A 17,439-nucleotide genomic window follows, 5' to 3' on the forward strand; every position below is an offset into this window, starting at 1 on the left:
GGAGATAAGGGTACGTTGAGCAATTCTGCCGACTCCAGTGCGACCGGATCAACGTCTTCCGGCCCGGTCCGCACGCGCGGCTTCCGGCCGGTGCGGATTCTCACGGTGGGCGTCTTCGCCCTGGCCGGTCTCCTCTTCTTCACCAGCTTCAACACGGCCAAGGGCACCGACATCCGCTCGGACGACAACCTGCTGAAGCTGTCCGACCTGATCCAGGAGCGCAGCCGCAAGAACAAGGAGCTCGACGAGTCCAACGCGAGCACCCGCGACGGCAACGAGAAGCTCGCCGAGCGCGACGACGGCTCCACCAAGGCCCAGGACGAGAAGCTCACCGGCCTGGAGAAGGACGCGGGCACCCAGAAGCTCACCGGCAGGGCGATCACCGTCACGCTCAACGACGCCCCGCCGAACGCCACCGCCAAGCTGCCCGGCTACCCCGAGCCGCAGCCCGACTACCTGGTCATCCACCAGCAGGACCTGCAAGCGGTGGTGAACGCGCTCTGGCAGAGCGGCGCCCGGGGCATCAAGGTCATGGACCAGCGGCTGATCTCCACCAGCGCGGTGCGCTGCGTCGGCAACACCCTGATCCTCCAGGGCCGCGTCTACTCACCCCCGTACAAGATCCAGGCGGTCGGGGACCCGGCGAGGATGCAGAAGGCGCTCGCGGACTCCGAGGCGATCCAGAACTACATGGTGTACGTCAACGTGTACGGCCTCGGCTGGAAAGTCACCGAGGACGGGACGGTGACTCTTCCCGGCTACTCGGGCACAGTGGACCTGCACTACGCCAAGCCCGTGGGGTAAGCAGCTCGTCGGTTTCGGGAGCCGCCGGTGCGAGTGATCGTCAGGACCGTCAGCGAGCTCTGCGTCACCGTCGGCACGCTCATCGTGCTCTTCGTCGTGTACGTGCTGTTCTGGACCGGTGTGCGGGCCGACAGCGTCATGCACGACCAGATCGACCGGTTGCAGAGGCAGTGGTCGGCGGGTGCCGCCGTGCGCTCCACGGTGAAGGCGGCCACGAGCGCTCCCGCCCGGCCCGCCGCGTACCACTACGGCAGGCCCTTCGCGATCATGTACATACCGCGGTTCGGTTTCACGTGGAACAAGCCGGTCCTGGAGGGTACCGGCACCGACGTGCTGCAGAAGGGCCTCGCCCACTACGCGCGGACCGCCGGGCTCGGCCAGGTGGGCAACTTCGCGGTCGCCGGTCACCGGCGCACGTACGGGGATCCGTTCCTCGACTTCCCGGAGCTCCGCGAGGGTGACGCGATCGTCCTGACGGACGGGACGACCTGGTTCACGTATCGGATCGACAAAGGCCCTTACAAAACAGTTCCGACGGACGTTGAAGTGATCGACCCTGTGCCACGTAAGTCGGGGTACACGCGTCCGGGGCGCTATCTCACGCTGACCACGTGCGATCCGGAGTGGGGTCACAGTCATCGGCTGATCGTCTGGGCGCATCTGGACTCCACACAGCCTGTGGAGGCAGGCAGACCCGCGGCGTTGCGCCGTTAGTCTGGTGCAGTACGGCGGGATTCTGGTGCCGTGGTGGAACGGAAGGGACGGCATGTACGGCTGGATCTGGCGGCATCTGCCGGGGAACGTGTGGATCAGGGCGCTGATCTCGGTCGTGCTGGTCCTCGCCGTGGTCTACGTCCTCTTCCAGTACGTCTTCCCCTGGGCCGAACCGCTGCTGCCCTTCAACGATGTGACGGTGGACAACCAGTGAGCGCGCGGATTCTCGTCGTCGACAACTACGACAGCTTCGTCTTCAACCTGGTCCAGTACCTGTACCAGCTGGGCGCCGAGTGCGAGGTGCTGCGCAACGACGAGGTGTCGACCGCGCACGCCCAGGACGGCTTCGACGGCGTCCTGCTGTCGCCGGGGCCCGGCACCCCGGAAGAGGCGGGCGTCTGCGTGGACATGGTCCGCCACTGCGCCGCGACCGGCGTCCCGGTCTTCGGGGTCTGTCTGGGCATGCAGTCGATGCAGGTGGCGTACGGCGGTGTGGTGGACCGGGCGCCCGAGCTGCTGCACGGCAAGACCTCGCTCGTCGAGCACGAGGGTCTGGGCGTCTTCGCCGGGCTCCCGTCGCCGTTCACCGCCACCCGCTACCACTCCCTCGCCGCCGAGCCGGCGACGGTACCGGCCGAACTGGTGGTGACCGCCCGCACCCACGACGGGATCATCATGGGGCTCAGGCACCGGGAACTCCCGGTCGAGGGTGTGCAGTTCCACCCCGAGTCGGTGCTGACCGAGCACGGTCACCGGATGCTGGCCAACTGGCTGGTGGAGTGCGGTGACGAGGGGGCCGTGGCGAGGTCGGCGGGGCTCGCCCCGGTGGTGGGCAGGGCCACGGCGTGACCGCGCTGCGCCCCGAGCGCAAGACCGATGCCTCGTACGGGGATCAGTCGTACGGGGGATCCGGCGCGCTCGGGGAGACGGTGTACCTCCCGCCGGTGCCGGCCGGCGGGGAGCCGACGGCGTACCTGCCGCCGATCGACGAGGAGACGGTCGCCCTGCGGATCCCCGATCCGCTGCCCATATCGGCTTCTGCGGGCACAGCGGCCCCTTCTGCCGCCGGAGTCCCAGGGGGCGGCCGAGCGGCCCGCAGAAAGGCCGCCAAGCGCCGCGGTGGCCGTCGGGGCGGCGCGGTGGAGACACGGGTCCAGGAGCACGAGGCGTCGGGCCGTCCGCTGTCCCGGGTGGAGGCCCGCCGCCGGGAGCGGCTGCGCAGGCCCAGCCCCGCCGTCCTGGCGAGCCGGGCGATAGGCGAGGTGTTCATCACCACCGGTGTGCTGATGCTGCTGTTCGTCACCTACCAGTTGTGGTGGACGAACGTGCGCGCGCACGCCCAGGCCGGCAGCGAGGCCAGCTCCCTGCAGCAGGACTGGGCGAGCGGCAAGCGTGCCCCCGGGGTCTTCGCGCCCGGTCAGGGCTTCGCCATCCTGCACATCCCGAAGCTGGACGTGGTGGCGCCGATCGCCGAGGGCGTCAGCAACAAGGACGTCCTCGACAAGGGCATGGTCGGGCACTACGGCGAGGGTGCGCTGAAGACCGCGATGCCCCAGGACAAGACCGGCAACTTCGGTCTGGCCGCGCACCGCAACACCCACGGTGAGCCGTTCCGGTACATCAACAAGCTGGTTCCGGGGGACGCGGTGGTGGTCGAGACGCAGGACGAGTACTTCGTGTACAAGGTGACGTCGATGCTGCCGGTGACGGCACCGAGCAACGTGAGCGTGCTGGACCCGATCCCGAAGGGTTCGGGGTTCACCAAGGCGGGCCGGTACATCACCCTGACCACCTGCACACCTGAGTTCACCAGCAAGTACCGGTTGATCGTGTGGGGCAAGATGGTCGAGGAACGCCCGCGCAGCAAGGGCAAGCCAGACGCGCTCGTCGAGTAAGGGCAGAGGAACTGTGGCAGCGACCGCCGACGACACCGAAGAGCAGACCGACGCGCCGGCGGCGGGGTCCGCGCCGCGCCGCCGGCCGACCGGCCCGATCGCGACGGCGGTCAGCGTCTTCGGCGAACTCCTCATCACGGCGGGGCTGGTGCTCGGCCTGTTCGTCGTCTACTCGCTCTGGTGGACGAACGTGATAGCGGATCGCAAGGCGGACCGCGAGGGCGACAAGGTCCGTGACACCTGGGCCCAGCACGACACCGGCCCCGGCGCGCTCGACACGAAGGACGGCATCGGGTTCCTGCACGTGCCGTCCATGAAGAACGGCGAGGTGCTGGTCGAGAAGGGCACCTCGACGGACGTGCTCAACGACGGGGTGGCCGGCTACTACACGGACCCCGCCAAGGCCGTGCTCCCCATGACCGGCAAGACCGGCAACTTCACCCTCGCCGCCCACCGGGACGGGCACGGCGCGAAGTTCCACAACATCGACAAGGTGAAGGTCGGCGACCCGATCGTCTTCGAGACCCGTGACGACTGGTACGTCTACAAGGTCTACGACATCCTCCCGGAGACCTCGAAGTACGACGTCAAGGTCCTCTCCCAGATCCCGACGGAGTCGGGGAAGAAGAAGCCCGGCCACTACATCACCCTGACCACCTGCACCCCGGTCTACACGAGCCGCTACCGGTACGTGGTGTGGGGCGAACTGGTCCGGGTCCAGAAGGTCGACAGCAGGCGGACTCCGCCGAAGGAACTGGGCTGACCGAGCTCCTTGCGGGAGCTCGGTCGCCTAGCATGACGAAGGCCCGAAGCCGCAACCATCTCTTGCGACTTCGGGCCCTTTCACGTCAGGCCGTATCTACTCCAGGATCCTGAGCAGCTCACCGGCGCTCCACTCCTCCAGCGCCCCGCGGTGCACGGCGGTGATACCGGCCTCGTCGGCGATGCTCAGGGCCTCCGGAGTGAAGGGGCAGGTGGCCACGTAGAGCGCCACATCCGCGCTGTACAGCACCTTGGCGGCCCCGATGAACCGCTGGATCTCGGGGCTGGTGATGTTGAGCTAGGGCGCGAACCTCTTGCACTGGACGACGAGGCGCCGGCCGGCGGCGGTGATTCCGATGATGTCGACGCCCCGGTCGCCGTGGCCGCCCTGTACGACGACGTTGGTGCACCCGTCGCGGATGAGGAGTTTGGCGACGTGACGCTCGAAGGTGCGGCCGTTCATGGCGTCCATGGCTGCCATGACTCCGACGGTGGGGCGGTCGTCCCGGATCCCCTCGAGCCGCTTCAGCCGGGTGTGGTGCTGGTGGAGCCGCCGCTCGATGCGCTGGACTCCCGTCCGCAGCGCGATCAGCTCCGCGCGGTGTTCGCCCGACGCCTCGATCAGGGCGTTGAACATCGGGACGACGGTCTTGCCGAGGATGTGGGTCGCGCTGGTCGATGCGGTCGTCGAGATCCGGGAGGCCGGTCGGAGCGGAGTTTTCCACAGGCTGTGTCCGGGCCAGGTACTCCATGTCCAGGAGGTAGACACGCACCTGACGTGCGACTTCGCTGTCGCGCAGGAGCATGGCGACGTTGAGGACGGCGCGACGAGACCAGATGGCCAGGCCGGAGCGGGGCTGCGGGCCGCCATAGGAACTCAGGTTGAGTTCCTTGAATTCGCGCAGTTCAGGACCGCGGAGCACGCGAAGGCCGTTCGACGCGAGCTCCTGCCTGTGGCGGCTGAGCAGGTTGTTGATCACTGTTTCGGCGACTTCGAAGTACGTCGCCACCATCGCTGTGGTCACATGCATCCCGTCCGGCAGCAGCGACAGCGCCTTCACCCTGTCGAGCACGTCGGTGCGGTCCAGCACGCTGCCGCGCAAGCTCTGCGATTCCAGCAGTGCCGATTCGTTGATCACGTTCTGCCCTTTCGATCGCGGTGTGGCCGTACGGCCAGGGCAGAGTTGCGAGTCCCCACCCGATCTGATCAACGAGGCGTGGTGTCCGAAGGCACGATCGATGGTGGAACTACTGAGCTTGAAGTGGCACTGGACGTGATCGGCTTCGGCTGCCTATGAACAAATGTCCCCGGCGTCCTCCTGGAGGACGCCGGGGACATTTCTTGTTCGGTGCAGGATCAGCCGTTGTTGCCGCCGATGAAGCCGCCGTTGTTGCCCCCGTTGTTGTTGCCGTTGCCGAAGCTCACCGTGGTGAGGGTGATCTGCGTGCCGCCGGGGTTGTCCTCGCCGGTGTTGGGGGCCGGGTCCTGGTTGGTGACGAAGGCGTTGTCGCTGGAGTCGCCGTTGAACTGGATGTTGGTGAAGCCGGCCGCCTGGAGGGTCTGCTTGGCCTGCTTCACGGTCTGGCCGACCACGGGCGGCACGGGCGTCTGCTGCTTGGCCTTGCCGATCTGGATGTTCACCGTGGAGTTCTTGTCGACCTTCTGACCGGCCTGCGGGTCGGTCGAGACGACCTTGTCGACCAGGTTGGGGTCGTTGGTCTCCACCTCGGTGCAGTTGCCGGTGAGGTTGTTGGCCTGCATCTGCGCCTTGGCGTCGGCACAGCTCTTGCCGCTGACGTCGGGGACCGTGGACTTCTCCTCGGCCTTGGCGACCTCCAGGGTGATGACCGAGCCCTTCTCCTTCTCCGTGCCCGGGTCGGGGTTCTGGCTCAGGACCGTGCCCTCGTCCTGGGTGGAGACGGTCTTGGTGACCTTGACCTTGAAGCCCTTGTTCTCCAGCTGCGTGGTGGCGTCGTCGACGTTTTTGCCGATCACGTTGTCGACCGCGACCTTCGGCGCCCCCGTCGAGATGACCAGGTTGACCGTCGAGCCCTTCTTGACGTCGGCGTTCGGCTTCGGGTCCTGGTCGCAGACGCTGCCCTTGGGCTGGTCCGCACAGGTCTTGCTGGTGGTCGCCAGTACGAGGCCCGAGTTGTCGGCCATCTTCTTGGCCGTGGCCTCGGTCTGCCCGATGAAGGTCGGCGCGGAAATCGTGTCGTTGCCGGCGCCGCCGCTGAACACCCACTTGCCGATCAGGATCGCGCCGACCAGCACCAGGATGCCGGCGACCACGAGCAGGATCGTGGAGGTGTTGTTCTTCTTCTGCTGGCGGCGGCGGTCCGGGCGGTCGTCGTAGCCGAAGCTGCCGTCGTCCGGGTTCATGGGCGGGAGCATGCTGGTCGCGCCCGCGTCCGCCCGCAGTGCGGTGGTGGCCTGGTCGTCCGGGTAGCCGCCGTAGCCGACGGAGCCCATGGCGGCCGTGGCCGCGACCGGCTGGCCGTCCAGGCACGCCTCGATGTCGGCGCGCATCTCGTCCGCCGACTGGTAGCGGTAGTTCGGGTCCTTGACCAGGGCACGCAGGACGATCGCGTCCATCTCGGGCGTGATCTCCGGGTCGAAGACCGACGGGGGCTGCGGTTCCTCACGGACGTGCTGGTAGGCCACGGCCACCGGGGAGTCGCCCACGAAGGGCGGTCGTACCGTCAGCAGCTCGTAGAGGAGGCAACCCGTCGAATAGAGGTCCGACCTGGCGTCGACCTGCTCGCCCTTGGCCTGCTCGGGGGAGAGGTACTGGGCGGTGCCGATGACCGCCGCCGTCTGGGTCATGGTCATCCCGGCGTCGCCCATGGCGCGGGCGATGCCGAAGTCCATCACCTTGACCTGGCCGTTGCGGGTCAGCATGACGTTGGCGGGCTTGATGTCACGGTGGACGATGCCGCTGCGGTGCGCGTACTCCAGGCCCTGGAGGATGCCGATGGTCATTTCCATCGCACGCTCGGGGAGGAGTTTGCGTCCGGAGTGGAGCAGCTCGCGCAAGGTCGAGCCCTCCACGTACTCCATGACGATGTACGGGATCGAGACCCCGTCGATGTAGTCCTCGCCCGTGTCGTAGACCGCGACGATCGCGGGATGGTTGAGCGAGGCGGCAGACTGGGCCTCCCGGCGGAACCGGGCCTGGAAGGACGGGTCGCGCGCGAGGTCCACGCGCAGCGTCTTCACCGCCACCGCGCGGCCGAGCCGGGTGTCGTGCGCGAGGTAGACCTCCGCCATGCCACCACGGCCGAGCACGTGGCCCAGCTCGTACCGGCCGCCGAGGCGACGCGGCTCTTCCATAGCTACCTACCAGCCCTCTCCGTCGGTCCCGGCCGCCACGGGTGTGTGGCCGGAGGCTGCCGTCCGGGCCTACCGTACCCGGCTGTGTTTGTGTGACCTGGCCAAGCCCGTAACCCGATACAGGACCGGTATCGCAACGTGCATCGATGTGAAGCGAACGTGATCGGGCTCACTTCTTGGAGTTGATGACCGCCTCCATCACGTTCTTCGCGATCGGGGCCGCGAGGCCGCCGCCGGAGATGTCGTCACGGTTGGCCTGGTCGTCCTCGATGACCACGGCGACCGCGACCGGCTTGCTGCCGTCGGGGAGCTTGGCATAGGAGATGAACCAGGCGTAGGGGTTCTCGCTGTTCTCCACACCGTGCTGGGCGGTGCCGGTCTTGCCGCCCACGGTGACGCCGTTGATCTGCGCGTTCGTGCCCGTGCCCTCCTTGACGACCGTCTCCATCATCGACTGGAGGATCTGGGCGTTGGAGGAGGAGAGCGGCTGGCTCAGTTCCTGCGGGTCGGTCTGGGAGATCGTGTCCACACCCGAGGACTGGAGTTTGTCGATCATGTACGGCTTCATCAGCTTGCCGTCGTTGGCGACCGCGGAGGCGACCATGGCCATCTGCAGCGGGGTGGCCGCGGTGTTGAACTGGCCGATCGAGGACAGCGCGGTCTGCGACTGGTTCATCTTGTCGGAGAAGACCGAGGCGCTGGAGCGGACCGGCGTGAACTGCTCCTGGTCGAAGCCGAACTTCTTCGCCTCGGCCAGCATCTTGTCGTTGCCGAGGTCGGCGCCGATCTTGCCGAAGACGGTGTTGCAGGAGTACCGCAGCGCGACCCGCATGGTCGCGTTCTTGCAGGGGATGCTGCCCTCGTTCTTCAGCTCGGTGGTGGTACCCGGCATGACGTAGGGCAGCGGCGAGTTGGTGGCCTGGTCCGCGGAGGTGTACAGCCCGTTCTGGAGCGCGGCCGCGGCGGTGACCACCTTGAAGGTGGAGCCCGGCGGGTAGGTCTCGCGCAGCGCCCGGTTCAGCATCGGGTCGTTCGGGTCGTACTTCTTCTGCAGCTTCTTCCACGCCGCGGCGTCGTTGTTCGAGTTGCCGGCGAACACCGAGGGGTCGTACGACGGGTAGGAGGCGAGGGCCAGGATCTTGCCGGTGGAGGGCTCCAGGGCGACGACCGCGCCCTTGCCGCCCTGGCTCTTCAGGCCGCTGTACGCGGCCTTCTGGGCGGCGGCGTTCAGCGTGGTGACGACGTTGCCGCCCTGCTTCTGCTTGCCCGTGACCATGTCGAGGGTGTTGCGGAAGAAGAGCCGGTCGTCGTTGCCGGTGAGGATGCCGTCCTCGAGGGACTCCAGCTGGTTGGCACCGAAGGCCTGGGAGGCGTAGCCGGTGACCGGGGCCCACATGGGGCCGTTCTTGTAGGTGCGCTTGTACTTGAGGTCGTTGAGGCCGGACGAACCGGAGGCGGTGGATCCGGTGATGGGGCTGCCGTCGACGATGATGTCGCCGCGCGGGGTGGAGTAGCGGGCGATCGTGACGCGGCGGTTCTTCGGGTCCGTCCGCAGGGTGTCGGCCTTGACGTACTGGAGCCAGTTGTCGCGCAGCAGCAGGGAAAGGATCAGGAGGCCGCAGAAGACCGCGATCCGGCGCAGGGGCTTGTTCATGACGGGCGGACCACCTGGGTCATCTCGGCGTCGGGGTTGCCGGCGGGGGCGGGTGCCGGGCGGCGTGCGGTGTCGCTGATCCTGATGAGGATGCCGATGAGCGCCCAGTTGGCGATGACCGAGGAACCACCGTAGGCGAGGAACGGCATGGTCATACCGGTCAGCGGGATGAGGCCCATCACGCCGCCGGCGACGACGAAGACCTGGAGCGCGAAGGCGCCGGAGAGGCCGATGGCGAGGAGCTTGCCGAACGGGTCGCGGGCGGCGAGCGAGGTGCGTACACCGCGTTCCACGATCAGGCCGTAGATCAGCAGGAGCGCCATGAGGCCGGCCAGGCCCAGTTCCTCGCCGAAGGTGGCGAGGATGAAGTCGGAGTTGGCGGCGAAGCGGATGAGGTCGGAGTGGCCCTGGCCGAGGCCGGTGCCCAGGGTGCCGCCGGAGCCGAAGGCCCACAGCGCCTGCATGGACTGCTCGGAGTGGCCGGCCACGCCCTGCTGGCTGAGCGCGTACTCCTTCATCGGGTCGAGCCAGGCCTGGACACGCTGCTGGACGTGCGGTTCGAAGCTGGCCACGCCGACCGCGCCGGCCCCGGACATCAGCAGGCCGAAGACGATCCAGCTGGTCCGCTCGGTGGCGACGTACAGCATGATCACGAACATGCCGAAGAACAGCAGCGAGGTACCGAGGTCGGTCTCGAAGACCAGGATGAGGATCGAGATGAACCAGACGACCAGGATCGGACCGAGGTCGCGGCCGCGCGGCAGGTAGAGGCCGATGAAGCGGCGGCTGGCGAGCGCGAGGGCGTCCCGTTTCACCATCAGGTAGCCGGCGAAGAAGATCGCCAGGACGATCTTGGCGAACTCACCGGGCTGGATGGAGAACCCCGCGACCGAGATCCAGATCTTCGCGCCGTAGATGTTGGCGCCCAGGCCCGGGACGAGCGGGAGCAGCAGCAGGAAGAGCGCGCCCACCATGGAGATGTAGGTGTAGCGCTGAAGGACGCGGTGGTCCTTGAGGAAGACCAGGACCGCGATGAAGAGCGCGATGCCCATCGCCGTGTAGAGCAGCTGGCGGGGGGCCGCCGTGCCGGCCTGCTTGATGGACTGCAGCAGCTTCGACTGGTCGAGCCGCCAGATGACCACCAGTCCGAGGCCGTTGAGCAGTGTGGCCAGCGGCAGCAGCAGGGGGTCCGCGTACGCGGCGAATCTGCGGACGGCGAGGTGGGCGACGCCGGCCAGGAGGCCGAGGCCCAGGCCGTAGCTGAGCAGGCCGGCGGGGACCTTGTCGTTGATGGCCAGGCCCACGTTGGCGTAGGCGAACACCGGGATGGCGACGGCGAACACCAGGAGTGCGAGCTCGGTGTTGCGTCGGCTCGGCGTGCCGATGGAGCCGATCGTGGACGTGTGGTGCGTAGACGTGTTGGTAGTACTGCTCATGGTGTGACGGGGCCTCTCACGGCTTGCCTACTGCTTACCGCACAGCGAGACGACCTTCTGCTCATCCTCCGAGAGGGTGGGGCCGGGGCTGGGGGTCGCTGAGGGGGACGGGGACGGTGACGCCGTGGAGGACGCCGAGTGTGAAGGGCTTGGCGAGGCCTTGGACGTGAGAGAGGTCTTGGTGGTTCCCGTGGCGCCGCCGGCCTCGCCCTGCCCGGTCTTGGCGCCGGCCTTGGAGCTGGTCCTGGACGCGGCCGCGGTGCGCTCCGACTCCTTCTTGCAGGCGGACGCCTGTACGGCCAGTTCCTGGACCTTGGACTGGGCGTCCTTGAGACCGCCCTCGGCGATGGTGGCCTTGACCTGCTTCTGCTGGTAGGGCGGCAGGTACTTGAGTTCGATCTCGGGGTGGTCGGTCTCGACCTTCGACAGCGACACCCAGGCCAGGTCCTGGCTGATGCCCTGGTAGAGCGCCACGTGCTCGCCGTTGGCGCCGACGTAGTACTGCGTCTGGGTCCAGCGCCAGCCGCCGTACAGGCCGCCGCCGACGACGGCGAGGGCGAGGGCGCCGAAGAAGGATCTCTTCAGCCACGTGCGGCCCTTGCGGGGCTTCACGAAGTCGTCGTCGGTGTAGTCGCCGAAGCTGCCGGCCGGGGCGTATCCGGTGGTGTCGCCGGAGCCGGGCGGGCCGAACTCGCCGCCCCCGCCCTGTCCGTGGCCCTGCCTGCCGAGGTTGGCGGCGCGGCCGGCCGGGGTCTGCATGAAGCCGTTGTCGTGCAGGTGCTGCTGGTTCTCCGCGACGGCGCCGACCACGACCGGCGTGTCGGAGAGCTGGCTCGCGAGGGTGTCGCCGGTGTCCAGGTCGAGGACGTCCGCGATGATGACGGTGATGTTGTCGGGGCCGCCGCCGCGCAGCGCGAGCTGGATCAGCTCCTGCACGGTCTCCTGCGGGCCCTGGTAGCTGGCGAGCGTCTCCTCCAGGGTCTGGTGGGAGACGACCCCGGAGAGCCCGTCGGAGCAGATGAGGTAGCGGTCCCCGGCGCGCACCTCGCGGATGGAGAGGTCGGGCTCGACGTGTTCGCCGCTGCCCAGCGCGCGCATCAGCAGCGAACGCTGCGGGTGGGTGGTGGCTTCCTCTTCGGTGATCCGGCCCTCGTCGACGAGCCGCTGCACCCAGGTGTGGTCCTGGGTGATCTGGGTGAGCAGGCCGTCCCGCAGCAGGTACGCGCGGGAGTCGCCGACGTGCACGAGGCCGAGCCGCTGGCCGGTCCACAGCAGGGCGGTGAGGGTGGTGCCCATGCCCTCCAGCTGCGGGTCCTCCTCCACCATGGCGCGCAGCTGGTCGTTGGCGCGCTGCACGGCGTGGCCGAGGGAGGTGAGGATGTCGGAGCCGGGGACGTCGTCGTCGAGCGTGACGAGGGTGGAGATCACCTCGGAGGAGGCGACCTCGCCTGCGGCCTGGCCGCCCATGCCGTCGGCGATGGCGAGCAGCCGGGGACCGGCGTAGCCGGAGTCCTCGTTGCCCTCCCGGATCATGCCTTTGTGCGATCCGGCGGCGAAGCGCAGTGACAGACTCATGCGCACCTCGCCCGTCGGCTCCGGGTACATCCGCACGGTGCCCACCCTCCGGTCGGGAGCGCGCAAAGGACCGGCGTCCGGTCCGCCGCTGCGTGCTCGCTCCGCTCGCGCCTAATCATGATGTAGCACTACTTCCGCAGCTCGATGACGGTTTTCCCGATGCGGATCGGGGCGCCCAGCGGGATCGGCGTGGGAGTCGTCAGCCGGGACCGGTCCAGGTACGTGCCGTTGGTGGAGCCGAGGTCCTCGACGATCCACTGTCCGTCGCGGTCCGGGTAGATCCTGGCATGGCGGCTGGAGGCGTAGTCGTCGTCCAGCACGATCGTCGAGTCGTGGGCGCGGCCCAGGGTGATGGTCTGCCCCTGGAGCGCGACCGTCGTCCCGGTCAGGGTGCCTTCGCTGACGACCAGCTTGCTGGGGGCGTTGCGCCGGCGGCCGCCGCCCGTGGGCTGCTGGCCGCGCTGCTGCGGGGGCGCGGCCTGCTGCCGGGCGGCGGGTTGCTGCCGGCGTCCTTCTTCCCTACGCGATCCGCGCTGGGTGACGCGCGTACCGAACAGGTCGCTGCGGATGACCTGCACGGCCACGATCACGAACAGCCACAGTACGGCCAGGAAACCCAGCCGCATGACCGTGAGGGTCAGCTCTGACATTGCCCCCGCTTCACCCTTCGGCTTGCCGGTAAATGATGGTGGTGCTGCCCACGACGATCCGCGAGCCGTCGCGGAGCGTAGCGCGGGTGGTGTGCTGCCCGTCCACCACGATGCCGTTGGTGGACCCGAGGTCCTGGATCGTCGAGGGCGTTCCGGTCCGGATCTCGCAGTGCCGGCGGGAGACGCCGGGGTCGTCGATCCGCACGTCGGCCTCGGTGCTGCGGCCCAGCACGAGTGTCGCGCGGGAGATCTGGTGGCGGGTGCCGTTGATCTCGATCCAGTAGCGGGTACGGGAGCCGGGCGCCGGGGCGCCGACGGGTCCCGAGGGTCCGGCGGGCCGCTGGCCTGCGGGCTGGGTCGGCTGTGGGTAGCCGTAGCCGCCGGGGCGCTGCGGGGCGCCGGGCGGCGGCGCGCTCGGCATGGGCGGGGCGGCCGCGCCGGCCGGAGGGTAGCCGTACCCGCCCGGTCGCTGCGGGGCGCCGCCCGCGGGGGCGCGGTCCGGGGCCTGCTGGTTGCTGGAGGAGGCGAGTGTGCGGCTGCGCACCCGGTACAGGCCGGTGTCGAGGTCCTCGGCCTTCTCCAGGTTGACCTTGATCGGCCCCATGAAGGTGTAGCGCTGCTGCTTGGCGTAGTCGCGGACCATCCCGGCGAGCTCGTCGCCGAGCTGGCCGGAGTAGGGGCTGAGCCGCTCGAAGTCGGGGGCGCTCAGCTCCACGATGAAGTCGTTGGGTACGACGGTCCGGTCGCGGTTCCAGATGGTCGCGTTGTTGTCGCACTCGCGTTGCAGCGCACCGGCGATCTCCACGGGCTGGACCTCGGACTTGAACACCTTTGCGAAGGTGCCGTTGACCAGACCTTCGAGACGCTGCTCGAACTTCTTCAGGACTCCCACAGGGCACCTCCTCTGTCGCCTTGCCCGTACTGCCTGCCGTGACCGCTACTGCTCACTGATCGTATCTACGCGCCCGGCAATCAGCCGGTTCCCCGAGCAGCCCCTCTTCGAACCGTTCGGTGCGCTTCTCCCGTCGAGGATCGGCGCTCCTTCTTCCCAGGATCGTAGAGGTGGCCCATGACCAGTGTCCCGCACCTGACTGTGGACCCGATCCGTCTCCTGGACAGATGGGGTGGACCGGTACGAGGTTGATACGTGAACGCCGACCGCCCGGTACGTGAGCGCGGTGATCACGGTGATCACGGTGATCACCGTGATCACCAGGTGAGCGCTGCCCACGGACAAGGGATGTGAACCCACCCTGTCCCACGTGCTAGTGTTCTGGATGTCGGAAGGGGCCAGCCCGGGAAACGGGGAGGGAACCGGAGGACACACCCAATGCGCGGGTGGCGGAATAGGCAGACGCGCTGGATTCAGGTTCCAGTGCCCGCAAGGGCGTGGGGGTTCAACTCCCCCCTCGCGCACAGCTGGATCGGGCGGCATCGTGATCACGGTGCCGCCCGATCTGTTTTCTGTGGGAAAGAACACGTGGACCGCCGACGGCTTGGAGCCGTCGGCGGTCTTGTTTGTGAGGAAGGTCTCAGGGCGCGGGCGCTGAGGCCGTCGGTTCAGCGCACCGGTCAGCGGGTGACCATGACCGCGTCCAGGTGCACGGTGGAGCGTCCCGGCGCGCTGCCGGTCAGCACCTTCAGCTGGGCCTTGTGCGTGGTGATCCGCGTACCGAGGGTGTGCGTGAACACCACCTTCCGGTGTCCCGTCGTCGAGGCGTAGGTGTTCACCGTGCCCACCGTGACCCCGTCCACCACGACCGCGAAACGGCCGCCGCCGGGCGTGCGGGTCGCGACGATCCGCAGCCTGGTGCCGTCCGCCGTGAAGGAGACCGAGGCCCCCTGCGTGGCGGAGACCCGCTCGGTTCCGGACCAGGCGGCAGCCACCGACGGCTTGCCCCATGTCCCGTGGAAGGCGAGCGCCGAGGACCGGTCGTCGACGGGGACGCCGCTGGTGACGGCCGCCGTCCAGGCCCCGGTCTGACCGGCGTCGTCGTGGGCGCGTACGGAGAAGCGGTACGTCAGACCCGGCTGCGGGGTCACCGGACTGCCGGCGGAGCCGAAGCTGCCGGACTTCGTCGTGGTGCGGCTGCGCCAGGTCTTGAGCGGCCCGAGCGTCCAGGCACCCGTGCTGCTGCGGGTGGCGACCTGCCAGCGGACGTCGTACGACGTCACGCCCGCCGTCTTCGCCGCCCAGCTCACCGGGATCACGGCACGGGTCGAGGCGTCGCTGGCCAGGGCGGGAGTGGTGACGGTCGCGGCGGGGACGGTCCTGCGCAGGGCGAGCGCGCCGCTGACGCCGGGTGCGGGCACGCCGGTGGCCGCGTCCTTGACGGCCAGGGTCCAGGTGTAGGCGCCTTCCGCGGCCGTGCCGCCCGCGTCGTTCTTGCCGTTCCAGACCGGGGCGACTTTGCCGCCGGAGGCTGTTCCGGTCAGGGTGCGTACCCGCGTGGTACCGGACGTGAGGGTGAGTGTCCAGGTCACCGGCCGGTTGTACGCCCAGACCGGCGCCCAGGTGTCGGACGAGCCGTCGCCGTTGGGGCTGAACCCGGCCGGGACGGAGGCGGAGGCGGAGGTGACCGAGGGAGCCCCGGCCCACACCGCGTGGGTGACGCCGGCGTCGTCCGTCCACGCCGCCCAGGGTGCCTCGCGGTCCACCGCCCACCGCTGCGCGGCAGCTGTGTCGGCCCGGTCCGGAAGAATGAACAGGGCCTGCGCCGTGGCTCCGCTCACGCCCAGGACCTGGGCGTTCAGTGTGACGCTCGGCGCGGTGTCCTTGGTGAACGTGTACAGGACCCCGGTGCCGAGGACCGGTGCCACCACGGAGGCGTCCACCGTCGTACGGGCGGTGGTGCCCGCCTTCAGGAGCAGGCCCTGGGTGGAGGCGGCTCCGCAGGTGGTCAGCAGGATCCAGGAGCCGCGCACCTGCAGACCGCCCGGCAGGCAGTCCACCGTGGTGACCGTGGACGTGGTTCCGGCGGCCAGATCGATGCGCCGGATCGACCAGCCGGAGGTCGCCTCCTTCACCGAGGTGTAAAGGGCGCCGCCGTACAGGGCCGAGCCCGCCGGCACCCGCTCGCTCGCGCCGGTGGCCACGGTGTACAGCAGGAGCGTGCCGTTGTAGACGGTGTTCTTGTCCGACAGCAGGAAGTGGCCGCCGTCGAAGTCCACGACCTGGTCCGCGGAGGTGTCGCTCAGCTGGAGCGGCACACCGGTCGGCCGCCCCTTGTCGTACACCTCGTAGGCGTCGCCCTGCTCGACGAGTACCCGGTTCCCGGCGGCGGCCAGCGTCTGGTGCACGGTGCCGGTCCTGTAGGCCAGGACGCGTGACGGCGCCGTGGCCGACGCGCCGGACGGGCCGACCGTGAGGCCGGAGGAGAGCAGCACACCGGTACGGCGGGAGGAGTCGTCGGCGGTGTAGAGGGTTCCGCCGGACAGGGCCAGGGCGTCCAGCCGGGCGGGACCGGCCGGGAGGGTGGAGGCGTCGCCGTCGGCGGTGGAGACCCTGCCGTCGCGCAGGGTCTGGACGGCGGCGTCCACGTCGGGCCGGTACAGGGCCGCGCGCATCCTGCCGTCGTCGCCCACGGAGATGTCCCCGAACGTGCCGTCGAGGTCGGCCGCAGGCGTGGAACCGTCCCGGGACATGGCGTGCAGCTCGTTGCCGTCCGCGCTCCACGCGTACCAGGCCAGGGTGTCGTCGCTGATCCAACGGGCCTTGTCGGTGGGGAGGGTGACGGTCGCCGAGCCCTCGCCGGGTGCGGAGCGCCGCCACTCGGTCAGCGTGGCACCGTCGACGACCCCGAAGTGTGAGGGGGTGAACTCAAGCCCCTGCGGCAGCGCGTCGGTGTCGGGTTCGGCGACGGTGACGGTCGTGCCGGTGGCGAAGTCGACGTACACGATCCGGTGGCCCCAGCCGGGTGCGGTGCGCCGCAGCACCAGGGCCCCCTCGGCGTCCGAGGCCAGCACCTCGTACTGCTCGTCGTCGGAGAGCAGCACGCGGTCGCCCTGGGAGGTGCGCAGCACCAGGCGCACGCGGTACGCCGAATCGGCGTCGGTGTAGGCCTGTTGTACGAGGATGCCGTCACCGGCCTGGGCCCGGTACCGTTCGTCGCCCGCGGCGCCCGAGCCGTCGTAGGCGACAGCCAGGGTCTCCCGTCGGTCGGTGTCGAGGTGCCGCAGGGTCACGTGGTCGGCGAGGGCGCCGTTCGGATTCGTCGAGGTGGCGACGGCCACCACCGAGTGCTGGACGGAGACCGTGCGGACAACGACCCCCTCGCTGTTGTCTGCCAGCGCCCCCAGATCCTGCGGGGTGCCTCCGGAGACGGAGAGCCAGCCGTGCGGCAGGGTGTCGGAGGAGGTGTTCTGCTCCCAGACGACCGACTGTCCCGACCCGGACACCTCACCGACCGACGGCGCGGACGTGCTCCGGGCCGGCAGGGAGACCGTCACCCCGGAGGTGGCCGAGGCGGTGGGGACGCATGCGACGGTCCCGGCGAAGGCCACTGAACCGGCGATACCTACCGATACCCAGCGGTGACGTCTGTGCGATGACATGGAGTCACATTCCTCTCGAACATGAGAGCGGGATCATCGCATACGCGCAGGACACGGGCGT

General features: G+C 69.0%; 13 protein-coding genes, 1 tRNA gene and 1 pseudogene. 7 read left to right on the forward strand and 8 right to left on the reverse strand.

The window, feature by feature from the left end; all coding sequences use genetic code 11:
- The first annotated feature begins 15 nt into the window (after positions 1-15).
- Genes AB0958_RS09240 through AB0958_RS09265 form a run of 6 tightly spaced genes read left to right on the forward strand, consistent with a single transcriptional unit; the run spans position 16 to position 4,176 of the window.
- Positions 16-804: a DUF881 domain-containing protein gene (locus AB0958_RS09240; RefSeq protein WP_366889727.1), complete on the forward strand. Its 789-nt coding sequence runs from the start codon at positions 16-18 to the stop codon at positions 802-804.
- Between the two features lie 27 nt (positions 805-831).
- Positions 832-1,518 (forward strand): class E sortase, encoded by a 687-nt coding sequence (locus AB0958_RS09245; RefSeq protein ID WP_366889728.1) that lies wholly within the window; start codon positions 832-834, stop codon positions 1,516-1,518.
- A gap of 52 nt (positions 1,519-1,570) precedes the next feature.
- Positions 1,571-1,732, forward strand: coding sequence for a hypothetical protein (locus tag AB0958_RS09250; protein ID WP_366889729.1), 162 nt, complete (start codon positions 1,571-1,573; stop codon positions 1,730-1,732).
- Positions 1,729-2,367, forward strand: coding sequence for an aminodeoxychorismate/anthranilate synthase component II (locus AB0958_RS09255; RefSeq protein WP_366889730.1), 639 nt, complete (start codon positions 1,729-1,731; stop codon positions 2,365-2,367). The genes AB0958_RS09250 and AB0958_RS09255 overlap by 4 nt, the downstream gene beginning before the upstream one ends.
- Positions 2,364-3,413: a class E sortase gene (locus AB0958_RS09260; protein WP_366889731.1), complete on the forward strand. Its 1,050-nt coding sequence runs from the start codon at positions 2,364-2,366 to the stop codon at positions 3,411-3,413. Before AB0958_RS09255 ends, AB0958_RS09260 begins: the two co-directional genes overlap by 4 nt.
- 13 nt (positions 3,414-3,426) lie before the next feature.
- Positions 3,427-4,176: a class E sortase gene (locus tag AB0958_RS09265; protein ID WP_366889732.1), complete on the forward strand. Its 750-nt coding sequence runs from the start codon at positions 3,427-3,429 to the stop codon at positions 4,174-4,176.
- 96 nt (positions 4,177-4,272) lie between these two features.
- On the opposite strand, the pseudogene AB0958_RS09270 reads toward AB0958_RS09265, so the two are convergent.
- The 7 genes and pseudogenes from AB0958_RS09270 to AB0958_RS09300 all read right to left on the reverse strand — a co-directional run bounded on the left by AB0958_RS09270 (position 4,273) and on the right by AB0958_RS09300 (position 13,716).
- Positions 4,273-5,046 (reverse strand): annotated as a pseudogene (locus AB0958_RS09270) (restriction endonuclease).
- Positions 5,047-5,532: 486 nt separating this feature from the next.
- A complete protein-coding gene (gene pknB, locus AB0958_RS09275) occupies positions 5,533-7,509 on the reverse strand; it encodes a Stk1 family PASTA domain-containing Ser/Thr kinase (RefSeq protein ID WP_366889734.1) in 1,977 nt (658 codons plus the stop codon).
- A 169-nt stretch (positions 7,510-7,678) separates the two neighbouring features.
- Positions 7,679-9,163, reverse strand: a complete 1,485-nt coding sequence (locus AB0958_RS09280; protein WP_366889735.1) for a penicillin-binding protein 2 — start codon at positions 9,161-9,163, stop codon at positions 7,679-7,681.
- Positions 9,160-10,599, reverse strand: a complete 1,440-nt coding sequence (locus AB0958_RS09285; protein ID WP_366889736.1) for an FtsW/RodA/SpoVE family cell cycle protein — start codon at positions 10,597-10,599, stop codon at positions 9,160-9,162. The genes AB0958_RS09280 and AB0958_RS09285 overlap by 4 nt, the downstream gene beginning before the upstream one ends.
- Positions 10,600-10,626: 27 nt before the next feature.
- Positions 10,627-12,204 (reverse strand): Stp1/IreP family PP2C-type Ser/Thr phosphatase, encoded by a 1,578-nt coding sequence (locus AB0958_RS09290; protein ID WP_366889773.1) that lies wholly within the window; start codon positions 12,202-12,204, stop codon positions 10,627-10,629.
- A 98-nt stretch (positions 12,205-12,302) separates the two neighbouring features.
- A complete protein-coding gene (locus tag AB0958_RS09295; protein ID WP_366889737.1) occupies positions 12,303-12,824 on the reverse strand; it encodes an FHA domain-containing protein in 522 nt (173 codons plus the stop codon).
- A gap of 10 nt (positions 12,825-12,834) precedes the next feature.
- Positions 12,835-13,716 (reverse strand): DUF3662 and FHA domain-containing protein, encoded by an 882-nt coding sequence (locus tag AB0958_RS09300; protein WP_366889738.1) that lies wholly within the window; start codon positions 13,714-13,716, stop codon positions 12,835-12,837.
- 440 nt (positions 13,717-14,156) lie between these two features.
- Between AB0958_RS09300 and AB0958_RS09305 the strand changes: the two genes are divergently transcribed.
- Positions 14,157-14,240, forward strand: a tRNA-Leu gene (locus AB0958_RS09305).
- Between the two features lie 156 nt (positions 14,241-14,396).
- Here AB0958_RS09305 and AB0958_RS09310 read toward each other — a convergent pair.
- Positions 14,397-17,327, reverse strand: coding sequence for a hypothetical protein (locus AB0958_RS09310; RefSeq protein ID WP_366889739.1), 2,931 nt, complete (start codon positions 17,325-17,327; stop codon positions 14,397-14,399).
- Between the last annotated feature and the right edge of the window lie 112 nt (positions 17,328-17,439).

The organism is Streptomyces sp. NPDC006655 (assembly GCF_040703965.1).
GTDB lineage: Bacteria > Actinomycetota > Actinomycetes > Streptomycetales > Streptomycetaceae > Streptomyces.

Excerpts from the sequence above, each read along its gene's own strand:
- AB0958_RS09250 (WP_366889729.1), top strand. The coding sequence starts at position 1,571 with ATGTACGGCTGGATCTGGCGGCATCTGCCGGGGAACGTGTGGATCAGG.
- pknB (WP_366889734.1), bottom strand. The coding sequence starts at position 7,509 with ATGGAAGAGCCGCGTCGCCTCGGCGGCCGGTACGAGCTGGGCCACGTG.
- AB0958_RS09280 (WP_366889735.1), bottom strand. The coding sequence starts at position 9,163 with ATGAACAAGCCCCTGCGCCGGATCGCGGTCTTCTGCGGCCTCCTGATC.
- AB0958_RS09285 (WP_366889736.1), bottom strand. The coding sequence starts at position 10,599 with ATGAGCAGTACTACCAACACGTCTACGCACCACACGTCCACGATCGGC.
- AB0958_RS09290 (WP_366889773.1), bottom strand. The coding sequence starts at position 12,204 with ATGTACCCGGAGCCGACGGGCGAGGTGCGCATGAGTCTGTCACTGCGC.
- AB0958_RS09295 (WP_366889737.1), bottom strand. The coding sequence starts at position 12,824 with ATGTCAGAGCTGACCCTCACGGTCATGCGGCTGGGTTTCCTGGCCGTA.